Below are 13,572 nucleotides of genomic sequence, written 5' to 3' on the forward strand. Positions count from 1 at the left end.
TGCCGTGCAGGACCAACACGCGGCACACCGGCACGCGGTCCAAAGGACGCAAACGACAGGGCTGTAAACGACACGGCTCCTGCAGGAGCGAGACGCTCCGCTTACGGCGCGTCCGACGGATCGGGGAAATTGGGCTTCCGTTTCTCCAGGAAGTGGGTGACGCCTTCGACGTAATCGAGGGATTTCACGCTCTTCTCGAGCTCGATGTCGGCGACACCCAGCGCCTCGCTGAAGGTCTGGAACATCGCCTTCCAAACCTGCGCTTTCATCACGGCGAGCGAGCGCGGCGAGACGGTCTCGGCGATCGTCGCGGCGAAAGCCTGCACGTCATCGCGGAAGCTCGCCTGCGGGAACACCTTGTTGACGAGGCCGATCTCGAGTGCTTCCGGCGCATAAATGCGCCGCGCGGTCATCAGCAGTTCGAGCGCGCGCGAGGGACCGACCAATCGCGGCAGCAGCCACGACAGACCATGCTCGGCGATCAGGCCGCGCTGGGCGAACGATGTGGTGAAGAACATGGTGTCGGCCGCAAGGCGGATGTCGGCGCACAGCGCCGGGATCATGCCGCCGCCTGCGACCGCGCCGTTGAGCCCTGCGATCACTGGTTTGCCAATCCGCATGAAGTAGGAATAGCGGCGAATGTCCATGAACTCCTTGCCCAGGTCGGGGCCCTTCGGCGTGGTAACGGACTCGAAGAACTGCGGATCGTCCGGCGGATAGACCATCCGTGCGCTGCCCGAGCGGCCTGCCTCCAGCCGGGTGCGGTCGGCACCGGCGCAGAAGGCGCGGCCAGCGCCGGTGATGACGATGACGCGCACGCCGGGATCGTTAGCGGCGAGTTGCATGGCTTTGGCGACGCTATAGGGCAGCGTGTGGTTGGTGGCGTTCAGCCGGTCGGGGCGGTTCAGCATCACGGTCGCGACGCGATCCTTGATCGTATACAGAACCTCGTTCTCGGGAACATCGAGCGCAATCGTTCTGGTTGCAGTGTGCGCGGATTCGCCGGTCATTTGCCGATCCTTTTCTTTATTCGTGCTCGTTTCGTTGATAAAGCATAGCCGGCGCACCGCAACCGTTTAATGCGCAAGGAACGGATGACAGGCATGAGCGACGAACTTGCAAGACGCGACGTGAAGGCGCTCGTGTTCGATGTCTTCGGCACGGTGGTCGACTGGCGGACGAGCCTGATCGACGATTTCTCGGCATGGGGCAAGGAGAAGGGGATCGCCGCCGACTGGACCGCGCTCGTCGATGCCTGGCGCGGCGCGTACGTGCCGTCGATGGATGCCGTGCGCAAGAATCCGGAGAAGGGGTTTATCAAGCTCGATATCCTGCACCGGCAGTCGCTCGACATGCTGATCGAGCGCTTCGGCATCAAGGGGCTGAGTGAAGCCGACCGCGACACCATCAACCGTGGCTGGCACCGGCTGAAACCGTGGCCCGACAGCGTTGCGGCGCTGACGCGGCTGAAGACGAAGTTCATCATTGGCCCGTTGTCGAACGGCAACGTGGCGCTGCTCACCAACATGGCGAAGAATGCCGGCCTGCCATGGGACCTGATCTTGAGCGCGGAGGTGTTCGAACACTTCAAGCCCGATCCGGAGACCTATCTCGGCGCCGCACGTCTGTTGAGCCTGGAGCCGGGCGAGGTGATGCTGGTGGCCGCGCACAACTACGACCTGCAGGCGGCGCAATCATATGGCCTGAAGACCGCGTTCGTGCCGCGGCCGACCGAATACGGCCCGCATCAGAAGATCGATTTCGAGGCTACCGGCGACTGGACCATGGTGGTGCGGGATCTGGCCGATCTCGCGGACCGGCTGGGCTGCTGAGCTTGGCGGTTGCCTCGCGGTCAAGTCCGGCTGTTGATCGCGGGGGTAACTGCGAATCATTGGCGGACGCGGCCGCAAGGACTATGTCATCATCGCTATGATGACCGCGACCGCCACAATTCCCGTTCTCGACGACCGCATGCCGTTTCTCGGTGTGGCGAATTCCGTCACCGGCAAGGTGTGGCGGGATCGTCTCGATGCGCGCGCGACCTCGCGGGCGTTGGCGATGGTGCAGCGCTATCAGCTCCCCGAGATGCTGGCGCGTGTTCTCGCCGGCCGCGGCGTCGAACTCGATGCGGTCGAAAGCTTTCTCGATCCGACCATCCGGATGCTGATGCCGGACCCATTCAAGCTGACCGATATGGAGGCAGCGACAACGCGCATCGCCGATGCTGCGCAGCGGCGCGAGCGGATCGCGATCTTCGGCGACTACGACGTGGACGGCGCGACCTCGGCAGCGCTGCTCGCGTGGCATCTGCGTCATGCGGGGCTCGATCCGCTGATCCACATTCCCGATCGTATCTTCGAGGGCTACGGACCGAACGTCGATGCGGTGCGCGCGCTCGCCGCCAAGGGCGCGACGCTGCTGATCACGGTGGACTGTGGCACCACCAGCATCGAGCCGCTCGCGGAAGCGAAGAGGCTCGGCATGGATGTGCTGGTGATCGATCATCACCAGTGCGGCGACGAATTGCCCGCTGTCGATGCGCTCGTCAATCCGAACCGACCCGACGACCTCTCCGGCCTCGGCCAGCTTGCCGCAGTCGGCCTCGTGTTCGTGACGTTGGTGGCGGTCAATCGCGAACTGCGTCAGCGCGGCTTTTGGACAATGGAACGGCCGGAGCCCGATCTGCTCGGCGCACTGCATCACGTTGCACTCGGCACCGTCGCCGACGTTGCGCCGCTGGTGGGATTGAATCGTGCGCTGGTGGCGAAAGGGTTGATCGCGATGCGTCGCCGCGATCACGTCGGCCACACGGCGTTGATGGATATCGCCCGGCTCTCCGGCCCACCGGAGGCGTGGCATCTCGGCTTCCTGTTGGGGCCGCGCATCAATGCCGGTGGCCGCATCGGCCGTGCTGACCTGGGAGTGCGGCTGTTGCTCGAAGACGATCCGACCGAGGCCGCCCGCATCGCCACCGAGCTCGATCGCCTCAACACCGAGCGACGCCTGATCGAGCAGGCGGCGGAAGCACAGGCTGAGGCCGAGGCGCTGGCCGCACTCGGTGCGGAGGACAAAGGTTCGGTGATCGTCACCGCATCCGAAGGCTGGCATCCCGGCATCGTCGGACTGGTCGCGTCGCGGCTGAAGGACAAGTTCTTCCGACCAAGCTTCGTCGTGGCGCTGGAGCCGGGTGGCATCGGCACGGGTTCGGGCCGCTCGATCGCTGGCGTCGATCTCGGCAAGGCCGTGCGGCGGGCCGTTCACGATGGCCTGCTGATGAAGGGCGGCGGTCATGCGATGGCGGCGGGAGTCACGCTGAAGAAAGAACGGCTAGGGGAATTCCGCGCCTATATGGAGGATGCGCTCGCCGACAGCGTCGCGAAGTCACGCAATGCGGATGAGCTGTTCGTCGATGGTGCGGTGACGGCGCGGGCGTTGACGCCGGAGTTCGTCAAAACACTGGAACGGGCAGGGCCGTTCGGCAGCGGCAATGCCGAGCCATTGATTGCGCTACCGGCGCATCAGCTCGTGCATGCCGAGGAGGTCGGGCAGGCGCACTTGCGATTGCGCTTCAAGGCTGGCGATGGTGCGACGATCAACGCGATCGCCTTCCGCTCCGTCGGACAGGCGCTTGGGCGCGGGCTCACGGAAAACCGCGGGCAGCTTCTGCATGTGGCAGGCTATCTCGCGATCGACCGCTGGCAGGGGGCCGAGCGGGTGCAGTTCCGCGTCGCGGATATCGCCGTTCCCGATCCTGGCCCGGCGTTGATCCGCTGACGTATCGACCAGCATGGCGGCTTCCGCGTGACGTGCACGCGGTCGGAGAAACTGGTGCGACCACGAGAGCTGTGGGGGCTTAATCCATCAAAACCGGTCACGCTTGATCAGTTCGGTCGCTGGCCGAGTCGGTCGTCGGGCGAGCGTGGATAGCCCAACGGACGACTAGGCCCCCTGACGCAGCCGCGCCAGAACCTTCAGTCCGCCATAGCCATCTGCCGGCGAGATCCCAGCTTTGATTTGGAAATTCTTCACCGCCTGCATGGTCTGCAAGCCGACGCGACCATCGTTGCCGCCGGTATCGAAACCGGCCTGGGTGAGGCGCGTCTGCAACTCCTGCACCTCCGCAAGCGTCAACGCACGCTCGCTGCCGGGGAAGGGCTGGATGAACGGCCCTGCGCCCTGAATACGGTCGCCGAGATGGACGATCGCGAGCGCATAGTTCATCGATGGATTGTAGCTGCGGATCGCGTAGAAGTTGGGACCGAGCAGAAAGTGCGGCCCGCCGGGCACCGGGGTCCACATCTGCGCGCTAGCGCGGGGTTGCGCGAACGGCTTTCCATCGGCACGCACGACCCCGGCCGCCGCCCATTTCTCGTAGGTCCTGCTGCCGCTGATCGGGCCGCCGCTGGTTGTCACTTCGTAGCCCCAGTGCTCGCCGCGGCGGTACTTGCCGCGGTTGAGCAGATAGCGCGCGCTCGAGGCTAGCGCATCGTCGGGCTTGCCGAAGGGCGAGACGCGGCCGTCGCGGTCGTAATCAATGCCAAGATTGAGCCAGACCTCCGGCATCCATTGCGTGTGTCCCATCGCTCCAGCCCAGGAGCCGCGCATTTCTTCCGGCGTGCTCCAGCCGCGCTCGACGATGCGCAGGGCGTTAATCAGCTCGGTCTCCCAGTAGGTCCGCCGCCGCGGCTCGTTCCAGGCGAGCGCCGCGAGCGAGGGAAACACCGGGCGCATATAGTTCTTCTGCACGATCGGATCGCCGTAAGCGGTCTCGACGCCCCATAGCGCGAGCAGCGTTCCGCGCTCGACGCCGAATTCCCTTTCGATCCTATCGAACAGCTGAGCATTGCGCCGCAGCGCGTCCTTGCCCGCGCTGATCCGCCAGTCGGAGACCCGGCGATTGATGTACTGCCACACCTGTTCGCTGAACTCAGGCTGGCCGCGGATGTCTTTGAACACGCGCATGTCCGGCTCGATGCGGCCCATCACGCGCGTATAGGTTTGATCGGAAACGCCCTTGGCCAGCGCGCGGGGGCGGAAACGCTCGCGCCATTGATCGAATCCTGGCGGGGATGCCGCGTCTGCGAGGCGCAGGGCGGTTAGAGAAGCGGCGGCGGCGCCGAGGCCCGACAGCAGGATGTGTCGGCGCGAAACCTGCGGGACCGGGCGTGAATGGCGAAACGTCATGAAGCTTTCCTCGCGGTTTCGTTCAGCGGCTACGGGCCTTCGTCGGCTCCTTCCGAGCCCGATGGCTCGGATGATACGGGTTGCGGGCCGTCGTTGACAGGCAGCGCGGCAGGCTCCGGGCTGAGCTCGCGCCCGCGCGCGCCAATCAGGCGTTCATAGGCGGCGATCAGCGTCGAGTATGGATTGACCCAGATCCAGCCGTCGCGTGTAAACACCTGGATATCGAAATGGAGATGCGTGGTCGTGCCTCCTTGGAAGCCCTGATAGTTCGACACCAGACCGACGTGCTCGCCTTCCATCACCTGCCGTCCGTGCAGCATGCGGTCCGCGTCAAGCCGGTCCGGGCTCATGTGCATGTAGCGGAAGCGGATGTGTTCGGTGCGGCTGTTGACCAATAGCAGCATCGCCTGCTGTTGCAATGAACGAACCACGACGCCGTCGCGCACGGCTACGGCATGATACCGATCGGGCACACAGCGATCGGCGCCTTCGTTGCGCAGCGCGCAGGTCGAGGGGCGGATATCTTGTCCCTGATGTCCGAAGCCGCCAGGACATTGTCCAGCCTGAAAGTCGCGCGTTTCGCAGAAATTGTCCTGCCAGGGATAGGAGTAGTTCTCGGCCGCGGACTCGTCGGACACCAGCGGTTTGTCATTCAGGCGACAACGATAAGCATCGCCCCTCTCGTGAGGGAGCGGAACGCGGCCCTTCAGGTTGCAGTCGCCCCAATTCAGGAACGATTGCGAATTGGCGTAGGCCGGCGCTTGTTCCAGCGGAAAGCGGATCTGCGCATAGATGGTGCGATCCGGCCGGCCGCCGGCGCGGCGATATCCCGAATTGGCGATCAACTCGCCGGGCGGCCGGAAAGTGAAATCAGCGGAGGTCACGGCGGGCCGTTCTGCGACGACCGAACGGATCGCTGGCGGTGGCGGCGCGGGCTTGCCGCCGATCACGCGCAGGTTCTTCACAACATGCTCGGCGACGGCGGAAGCCTCGCGGCAGGAGAGGCGCTCAGCGCGGGCGACGCTGTCAAGGCACTGGACGGAGACCACATAGGGCACACCGAACCGGGTGAAGGCGTAGCGGACGAAGCCTTCGCGGATGAGCCGGCGCAGATCGGGGTACTGCTTGTTCAGCGCGCGGACCGGATCACCCTGGCCCAACAACGGATCATTGATGTTATAGGTGAGCAACGATCCAGTGATGTGCACCTCGACCGGGCGGGCGAACACGCGCAGCGGCAACTCGCTGATGCCGCCGGCGTAAGCGGTGACGATGGCATCGTAGCCAGCCTGTCCGGCTTGGAAAAAATCGACGCTCCGCAGGCCGAACAGATAGCGCCGGTCCGGCAATCCCGTGATGGCTCCGGTCATCCGGTCCGCCAGATAGGCAGGCATATCGAACGGGAGCAGAACCGGGAGCGGGCTCTGGCTGATGCCCGGCACGATCGTTGCGGCGATCGCGTTCAACTGGGTCAATGCCGGCGCCCGGCGCTGGTCAGCGGGCCGGAAACGATCGCCACGGGCGAAGGTCAGGGCGTTGGAGGCTGCGGGGCGCGTCGCCGTCTCAACCCGGAGCTGGTTCAGAGCCGCCCGCCAGTCGGCGCGGACGGAGGCGATCGACGCGGTCGTGAAGTCGGTTGTGAAATTGGTCTTGAAACTCTTGGCTGCGAGAGGCGCCGGTGTCAGCGCGATGATCGAGGCTAGCGTCAGCCAGTGGAGCCATTGGTGGCCGGTTCTGTGTTGATGGGCCCGGACTCGCGTCCTCACGACATCCTCAAATTGCCGGCCTTTGAATTGAATATGACGCAATCCAGGAAGGAGGATCGCGTCATATCTTCATGTCGTATCTGAACAGCGATAGGCCGAAATTGGTTCCGCTTCCGGCGATCGCGTCGGATCAGTCCTTCGCACGCTCCACATAGGAGCCGTCTTCCGTCATCACGACAATGCGGGTGCCGGCGCTGATGTGCGGCGGCACGCTGGTCCGGACGCCGTTAGAAAGGATCGCCGGCTTGTAGGAGGAGGAAGCGGTCTGGCCCTTGGTGACCGGCTCGGTCTCGGTGACTTCGAGGGTCACACGTTGCGGCAGTGTGATCGCGACCGGATTTGCCTCGTGCATCGAAAGCTTGACGGTCATGTTCTCTTGCAGGTACGGCGCATAGTCGCCGACGATGTCAGGCGAGACCTGGATCTGGTCGTAGGTCTCGTTGTTCATGAAATGGAAGCCGTCGCCATCCTGATAGAGGAAGTTGAAATCGCGGTCCTCGACGAACGCGCGCTCGACCTGGTCGGTGGTCTTGTAACGCTCGGAGATCTTTACCCCGTCGCTGATCCGGCGCATTTCAAGCTGGCTGACCGGGGTTCCCTTGCCGGGATGGATATTCTCGGCCGTCAGCACGACGTATAGCTTGCCGTCGACTTCCAGGATATTGCCCTTGCGGACCGAACTCGCGATGACTTTCACGGAGACTTTTCCTAATGCTCAAATGGAAGGTGGGGGCGGACTCGCGCCTGCCGCCGTCTGCGAAGCAGTTTCGGGCCGCAACATACTGATTTGGCTCGCGAACGCCAGCATTTTGCGAACTTTTTCGCCGTCCCGGCGTCGTTCAGGCAGGCTCGCATGACGTCATGGTGGGATCGGAACCGGTACGCGGACAAGCGGCCGTTCCTGGAGAAGCGCGCCCTGATTACCGATCGGATACGGCAATTCTTCAAGGCAGAGGGATTTGTCGAGGTTGAGACCCCGGTTTTGCAAGTCTCCCCGGGCAATGAAATCCACTTGCATGCCCCGACGACGGAACTGACTGCGGGGGACGGGACCCGGTTCCGTCGCTATCTGCGCACGTCGCCGGAGTTCGCCCTGAAGAAGCTCCTGGCGGCCGGCGAGGACCGGATTTTTGAGTTGGCGCGGGTGTTTCGGGATCGCGAGCGGGGCGACCTGCACCTGCCTGAATTCACCATGCTGGAGTGGTATCGCGCCGGCAGTCCCTATACGGCGGTGATGGCGGATACTTGTGCTGTGGCGGCGTCGGCGGCCGATGCGGCCGGAACCAAGGTATTCGCGTTTCGTGGCCGGACCGCCGATCCCTTCGCCGAGGCCGAGCGGCTGACGGTCGCGGAAGCGTTCAGCCGGTATGCCGGGATCGAGCTCCTGGCGACGATTGAAGGCAGCCAGGGCAACCGGGACGCGCTGGCGCAGGTGGCCAGGAGGGCGGTGCGGGTTGCCGACGACGATGATTGGTCCGATATCTTCAGCAAGGTTCTGACCGAGCATGTCGAGCCGAAGCTGGGGCAGGGGCGCATGACCCTGCTGCACGAGTATCCGGCGCCGGAGTCGGCCCTGGCACGTCTTGCGGGCAACGATCCGCGGGTGTCCGAGCGGTTCGAGCTTTATGCCTGCGGTGTCGAACTTGCCAATGGGTTCGGAGAATTGACTGATGCCGTCGAACAGCGGCGGCGTTTTGAGATGGCGATGGACGAGAAGCAGCGTCGATACGGCGAGCGCTACCCGCTCGATGAGGATTTCCTGGCCGCGGTTGGTGCGATGCCGGCTGCGAGCGGCGTAGCGATGGGCTTCGACCGGCTGGTGATGCTGGCGGCCGGTGCAATCCGGATCGATCAGGTGGTGTGGATGCCGCCGTCGGCAGAGGCGTGATGATGTCGCTCTCCCGACGCAAAGCCGTGACCACGACGTTGCGGACGCCGGACGAACTGGTCGCGCATGGTCTCGCGCCGGCGTCCGTGCAAGCAACCCTGGAGCAGGTCGCGGCGCGTTATGCGGTCGCGATCACGCCGGATGTCGCAGCGTTGATCGATCCGGCCGATCCCAATGATCCGATCGCACGCCAGTACGTGCCCGGCGCAGACGAGTTGCGCACGCGGCCGGAGGAGCTGGCCGATCCGATCGGCGACCACGCGCATTCGCCGGTCGCAGGCATCGTGCATCGTTATCCGGATCGGGCGCTGTTCAAGCTGGTGCATGTCTGCGCCGTCTATTGCCGCTTCTGTTTCCGCCGCGAGATGGTCGGTCCGGGCAAGGAGACGGCGCTCACCGACGAAGCCTACGCGGCGGCGCTCGGCTATCTCCGCACGCATGGCGAAATCTGGGAGATAATCCTGACCGGCGGCGATCCGCTGATGCTGTCGGCACGTCGTCTGCACGAGATCATGCGCGATCTCGCCGCCATCCCGCATGTGAAGATCATCCGCATTCACACCCGCGTTCCGGTGGCCGATCCCGGACGCATCACTGGCGACGTCGTTGCGGCGCTGAAGGTTGAAGGCGCCACGACCTGGGTGGCACTGCATGCCAACCATCCGCGCGAACTGAGCGAGAAGGCCCGTGCCGCTTGCGCGAGGCTCGCCGATGCGGGCATTCCGATGGTGAGCCAGTCGGTGCTGCTGCGTGGCGTCAATGATGATGCGATGACGCTGGAAGCGTTGATGCGCGCGTTCGTCGAATGCCGCATCAAGCCGTATTACCTGCACCACGGCGATCTCGCACCGGGTACCGCGCATCTGCGCACGACGCTGGAGGCGGGTCAGGCCCTGATGCGCAGCTTGCGCGGGCGGGTGTCGGGGCTATGCCAGCCAGACTACGTGCTCGATATTCCCGGCGGTCACGGCAAGTCGCCGATCGGGCCGGAGTATCTGCAAAGCGATGGCGAGGGCGCCTATCGCGTTGCAGATTACTGCGGCGAGGTACACCTCTATCCGCCGGCGGCGGATCAGAAGTAGCGGCTATCTGGGCTTCGCGGCCAGCGCCATGCCGATCAGCGATGAGCCGCCGAACACGAGATTGATGCCGACCAGGAGGCCGACCGCCCAGGCAGCGGAGCCCGGCAGACCGGCAAAGATCAGCACGGCGATCACGAGATCGACGATACCCGCCGCGAGCATCCAGCCCCAGCGGCCGGATAGTTCGCGCTTGTGATCCAGCGCAAACATGATGCTGGTGGCGCCTTCCATGATGAAGAAGGCGGTCAACACGATGGTCAGCGAGAATAGGCCATGAGCAGGCCAACCGATCAAAATGACACCGGCCGCGAGCGACAATAGTGCCGAGAGTAGAGACCACCAGAACCCCGGCAGCTCACGCGCCCAGAAGGTGAGCGCGAGACCGGCGATGCCGCCAATCAGGAACAGCCAGCCAAGGAAGATCGTCACGGCAAGCCCGGCGATCGGCGGCACGATGATCGCGCCGATGCCGAGCAGCACGAGCAGGATTCCCTCGATCAGGAACAGCGTCCAGTGCTTGGCAACGACCGATCGCATGTCGGGAAGGTTGGTTGGTGTGCTCTGCGGATCGGACATTGGTCATCCTTTCGCTCAATCACAGCTTGCGCTCAGGAAAACGGCCCGGCGAGTTTATATCGCCAGGCCGTTGGTCACCATGCCGTTGGGCTACGATCAGTTCCGATAGGACGTGTCGACCCGGTCGAGCTTGCGGAGCAGAGCCGGCCAGGCGAGGCTGCCGTTGCGGTTCGCAGCCTCGGGACGCGGCTTCATCTTGTCGTAGGTCTTCTCGAGGATCTCCTGCGAGGGAACGATCAGCTTGGTGTTGGCGGCCATCGCCATCACCTGCACCTCGCAGGCCCGCTCGAGCCGGAACAGCACATTGAACGCGCCAGCCACATCCCGGCCGCACACCAGCAGGCCGTGGTTGCGTAGGATCATCGCTTCGTGATTGCCGAGATCCTTCACCAGGCGCTCGCGCTCGTCGATGTCATCGGCGATGCCTTCGAAGTCATGGTAGGCGATCTGGACGAAGCGCATCGAGGTCTGCGCGATCGGCAGCAGGCCGCACTCCATTGCCGAGACGGCCATGCCGGCCGGCGTGTGGGTATGGGCGACGCAATCGACGTCATGGCGTGCCATGTGGATCGCGCTGTGGATCACGAAGCCGGCCGCGTTCACGCCGTAGTCGGTGGCGTTGAAGATCACGTTGCCGTCGACGTCGATCTTGATCAAGCTCGACGCGGTGATCTCTTCATACAGCATGCCGTACGGGTTGATCAGGAATTGGTCATGGCTGCCGGGAACGCGGACCGAAATATGGTTCGCCAGCATTTCGGTGTAGCCATACATCGCGACCAGGCGATAGCAGGCCGCGAGATCGACACGGGCCTGCCACTCCTCGGGGCTGACCTGTTCGCGGACCGACTTGACGATCTTGATGCTGGGTGAGCTGATCGGCGGGTTCATGAGGCGTCCTCCGTGGATATTCGATTGAAAAAGATGCGTGCGCGCAAGCACTAACCGGCTCCGTTGCAGGATAGTGGCAACGGCGGAGTCCCCGCAAGGCAGCGAGTGCGGCGGTCTTCGCAAGCCAGCCATGGTCAAAGCGGTGCCGACTCTCCGCACAGCGGAACGAGGCGTCGGCAGCGATCGTTACCGATATGCGCTCGCGGATGGATTGAGCGGGGCGTGCAGGCACCGTATATGGCCTGGATGGCCGACACCCTCTCAATGAATAACCTGCCCGCGGACGATGCCGAATGCGCGCGCTGCGGCAAGATCGCGCCGCTCTGCGTCTGCGCCGATATTATGCCGTTCGAGACGCGCGTTTCGCTCGTGATCCTTCAGCATCCGCAGGAACAGGACAAAGCCTTGGGAACGGCGCGGCTGGCGGCGCTGCATTTCAACAAGGCAACGGTGAAGGTCGGGCTGTCCTGGGCTAGCCTGTCGAAGGTGCTGGGCCGCGCCGCCGATCCGCAGCGTTGGGCTATTCTCTATCTTGGCTCGGCCCGCGCGGAGGCGCTTGCGCCCGACCGTGACCTCGTCGTGCTCGATAAGAAGGGGCAAGCGGAGGAGCGGCAGGCGAGCGTGCTGCGCGAACTGGAAGGTATAATCGTCCTGGACGGCACCTGGGCACAGGCGAAGGCCTTGTGGTGGCGGAATGCGTGGATGCTGAAGTGCCGCCGCGTGCTGCTCAATCCGTCGCATCCATCCCGTTACGGCAACCTGCGAAAGGAAGCGCGCCGGGATGGCCTTTCGACGATCGAATCGGCGGCGATGCTCATGAGCCGAATCGAACGGCGTCCGGAGATCGAGCAGACGTTACTTGAGAGCTTCAGCCGGATGCTTGAACAGTACCGTGCTTTGCGCAAAACGACACCGGGCTTCGACCGCGATGCGGGTGCGAAGCGCAACAAGCGATTCGGTCAAGCGAAATCGATGCGCAGGCGCCGGTTACGCTCCTGAGCATCGTTTCAGTTTGAAAAGCAGCCTGCCGTTGAGCGCCAGACGCTGCCAGAAAGACTAGTCAGTCTAGTTGGATCAAATCGAAGTCGATTATTCGAATCGTCTTCGCAATGGCCTTACCGGACCTTCAGGTTTTCCGCTGATTCCTTGCCGCGGTTCGCGACAACTTCGTATTCAATCTGCTGGCCCTCATTGAGGGTGCTCAAGCCAGCGCGCTCAACCGCGGAGATGTGTACGAACACATCCTTGCCGCCTGCTTGCGGCTGGATGAACCCGTAACCCTTCGTCGGGTTGAACCACTTCACAGTACCGGTAGCCATTAACGTCGTCTCCAATCGAGTCAGCGGCAAGTCCGCCGCAACCCATTATTACTGATTTTGCTGGCGCGCCCAAGGGGAATCGAACCCCTGTTTTCGCCGTGAAAGGGCGACGTCCTGGACCGCTAGACGATGGGCGCGGGTTTGATCAGCAAAAGGGCCAGACGACAATTTGCCGAACGGATCGCGGCAAGGGGCCCCGATCAGGGGGTGATTTGCTGCGACGCGGCCACCTATAGTGACGTTTGCCCGGACCGGCAAGCAGCCAGAGTACATAAAAACCGGCGAAATCTGTCCAAAAGCGTTACTTTTTCCTAACGCTGTCGGTCCGGGCCTGATTCCTCACCAATGGCCGGTGTTTGGCATCGAAACCCAGGGCTCCTGCGGCGGCAGGGCCTCGCCTTTCTGCAACAGTTCAATGGAATGGTGGTCGGGCGAGCGCACGAATGCCATCTGCCCGTCGCGCGGCGGGCGGTTGATAACGATTCCCAGCGCCTGCAGCCGGGCGCAGGTGGCGTAGATATCATCCACCTCATAGGCGAGATGGCCGAAATAGCGCGCCTCGCCGTAGTCCTCCTCGTCATAATTATAGGTCAGTTCGACCAGCGGCTGGCCGCGCCCTTTCGAATTCGCCAGCAGCGGTTCGTCTTCCGGCGCACACAGGAACACGAGCGTAAAGCGTCCCTTGTCATTGTCGACGCGGCGAACCTCCTTCAAGCCGAGTGCATCGCGGTAGAACTTGAGCGCGGTGTCGAGATTGCGCACGCGCAGCATGGTGTGAAGGTATCGCATAGGGGAACCTCATCATGAGAGGAGCAGTTCTTTGAGAGCGGCCGCAGGTTCGCGGCATGTCCTTGCAGCCATACAAC

The 13,572-nt window shown here is 63.6% G+C and carries 13 protein-coding genes and 1 tRNA gene; 5 read left to right on the plus strand and 9 right to left on the minus strand.

Annotated features, from left to right (window positions below):
- Nucleotides 1-101 precede the first annotated feature (101 nt).
- Entirely contained in the window at nt 102-1,010 is a 909-nt protein-coding gene (locus X566_RS19125) for an enoyl-CoA hydratase-related protein (RefSeq protein WP_051444351.1), read from the minus strand.
- Between the two features lie 93 nt (nt 1,011-1,103).
- Here X566_RS19125 and X566_RS19130 point away from each other — a divergent pair, with 93 nt between their 5' ends.
- Entirely contained in the window at nt 1,104-1,832 is a 729-nt protein-coding gene (locus X566_RS19130; protein ID WP_034472459.1) for a haloacid dehalogenase type II, read from the plus strand.
- A 100-nt stretch (nt 1,833-1,932) separates the two neighbouring features.
- A complete protein-coding gene (gene recJ, locus X566_RS19135) occupies nt 1,933-3,774 on the plus strand; it encodes a single-stranded-DNA-specific exonuclease RecJ (RefSeq protein ID WP_034472460.1) in 1,842 nt (613 codons plus the stop codon).
- 165 nt (nt 3,775-3,939) lie between these two features.
- Here the strand turns inward: recJ and X566_RS19140 are convergent, their stop codons facing one another.
- The 3 genes from X566_RS19140 to efp all read right to left on the minus strand — a co-directional run bounded on the left by X566_RS19140 (nt 3,940) and on the right by efp (nt 7,647).
- Nucleotides 3,940-5,184 (minus strand): lytic murein transglycosylase, encoded by a 1,245-nt coding sequence (locus X566_RS19140; RefSeq protein ID WP_034470585.1) that lies wholly within the window; start codon nt 5,182-5,184, stop codon nt 3,940-3,942.
- Nucleotides 5,185-5,213: 29 nt separating this feature from the next.
- A complete protein-coding gene (locus X566_RS19145) occupies nt 5,214-6,950 on the minus strand; it encodes a peptidoglycan DD-metalloendopeptidase family protein (RefSeq protein ID WP_081740471.1) in 1,737 nt (578 codons plus the stop codon).
- A gap of 130 nt (nt 6,951-7,080) precedes the next feature.
- Nucleotides 7,081-7,647, minus strand: a complete 567-nt coding sequence (gene efp, locus X566_RS19150; RefSeq protein WP_034470588.1) for an elongation factor P — start codon at nt 7,645-7,647, stop codon at nt 7,081-7,083.
- A gap of 156 nt (nt 7,648-7,803) precedes the next feature.
- Between efp and epmA the strand changes: the two genes are divergently transcribed.
- On the plus strand, nt 7,804-8,838 hold the full coding sequence (gene epmA, locus X566_RS19155) for an EF-P lysine aminoacylase EpmA (RefSeq protein ID WP_034472463.1): 1,035 nt from the start codon (nt 7,804-7,806) through the stop codon (nt 8,836-8,838).
- 2 nt (nt 8,839-8,840) lie between these two features.
- A complete protein-coding gene (locus X566_RS19160; protein ID WP_034472465.1) occupies nt 8,841-9,920 on the plus strand; it encodes a lysine-2,3-aminomutase-like protein in 1,080 nt (359 codons plus the stop codon).
- 3 nt (nt 9,921-9,923) lie between these two features.
- Here X566_RS19160 and X566_RS19165 read toward each other — a convergent pair whose 3' ends face one another.
- Nucleotides 9,924-10,496, minus strand: a complete 573-nt coding sequence (locus X566_RS19165; protein WP_034470590.1) for an HdeD family acid-resistance protein — start codon at nt 10,494-10,496, stop codon at nt 9,924-9,926.
- 96 nt (nt 10,497-10,592) lie between these two features.
- Nucleotides 10,593-11,387 carry a class II aldolase/adducin family protein gene (locus tag X566_RS19170; protein ID WP_051444353.1) on the minus strand — a complete coding sequence of 265 codons (795 nt, stop codon included), beginning with the start codon at nt 11,385-11,387 and terminating at the stop codon, nt 10,593-10,595.
- 246 nt (nt 11,388-11,633) lie between these two features.
- Between X566_RS19170 and X566_RS19175 the strand changes: the two genes are divergently transcribed.
- Entirely contained in the window at nt 11,634-12,386 is a 753-nt protein-coding gene (locus X566_RS19175) for a tRNA-uridine aminocarboxypropyltransferase (protein ID WP_152540041.1), read from the plus strand.
- A gap of 116 nt (nt 12,387-12,502) precedes the next feature.
- Here X566_RS19175 and X566_RS19180 read toward each other — a convergent pair whose 3' ends face one another.
- The 3 genes from X566_RS19180 to X566_RS19190 form a co-directional block, all read right to left on the minus strand.
- Nucleotides 12,503-12,706 carry a cold-shock protein gene (locus X566_RS19180; protein ID WP_034470592.1) on the minus strand — a complete coding sequence of 68 codons (204 nt, stop codon included), beginning with the start codon at nt 12,704-12,706 and terminating at the stop codon, nt 12,503-12,505.
- Between the two features lie 61 nt (nt 12,707-12,767).
- Nucleotides 12,768-12,843, minus strand: a tRNA-Glu gene (locus tag X566_RS19185).
- A 202-nt stretch (nt 12,844-13,045) separates the two neighbouring features.
- Entirely contained in the window at nt 13,046-13,495 is a 450-nt protein-coding gene (locus tag X566_RS19190) for a VOC family protein (protein WP_034470594.1), read from the minus strand.
- Nucleotides 13,496-13,572: the final 77 nt, after the last annotated feature.

The sequence above is a fragment of the Afipia sp. P52-10 genome (genome assembly GCF_000516555.1).
In the GTDB taxonomy this organism is placed as follows: domain Bacteria; phylum Pseudomonadota; class Alphaproteobacteria; order Rhizobiales; family Xanthobacteraceae; genus P52-10.

Excerpts from the sequence above, each read along its gene's own strand:
- X566_RS19125 (WP_051444351.1), bottom strand. The coding sequence starts at position 1,010 with ATGACCGGCGAATCCGCGCACACTGCAACCAGAACGATTGCGCTCGAT.
- X566_RS19130 (WP_034472459.1), top strand. The coding sequence starts at position 1,104 with ATGAGCGACGAACTTGCAAGACGCGACGTGAAGGCGCTCGTGTTCGAT.
- recJ (WP_034472460.1), top strand. The coding sequence starts at position 1,933 with ATGACCGCGACCGCCACAATTCCCGTTCTCGACGACCGCATGCCGTTT.
- X566_RS19140 (WP_034470585.1), bottom strand. The coding sequence starts at position 5,184 with ATGACGTTTCGCCATTCACGCCCGGTCCCGCAGGTTTCGCGCCGACAC.
- epmA (WP_034472463.1), top strand. The coding sequence starts at position 7,804 with ATGACGTCATGGTGGGATCGGAACCGGTACGCGGACAAGCGGCCGTTC.
- X566_RS19160 (WP_034472465.1), top strand. The coding sequence starts at position 8,841 with ATGTCGCTCTCCCGACGCAAAGCCGTGACCACGACGTTGCGGACGCCG.
- X566_RS19165 (WP_034470590.1), bottom strand. The coding sequence starts at position 10,496 with ATGTCCGATCCGCAGAGCACACCAACCAACCTTCCCGACATGCGATCG.
- X566_RS19170 (WP_051444353.1), bottom strand. The coding sequence starts at position 11,387 with ATGAACCCGCCGATCAGCTCACCCAGCATCAAGATCGTCAAGTCGGTC.
- X566_RS19175 (WP_152540041.1), top strand. The coding sequence starts at position 11,634 with ATGGCCGACACCCTCTCAATGAATAACCTGCCCGCGGACGATGCCGAA.
- X566_RS19180 (WP_034470592.1), bottom strand. The coding sequence starts at position 12,706 with ATGGCTACCGGTACTGTGAAGTGGTTCAACCCGACGAAGGGTTACGGG.
- X566_RS19190 (WP_034470594.1), bottom strand. The coding sequence starts at position 13,495 with ATGCGATACCTTCACACCATGCTGCGCGTGCGCAATCTCGACACCGCG.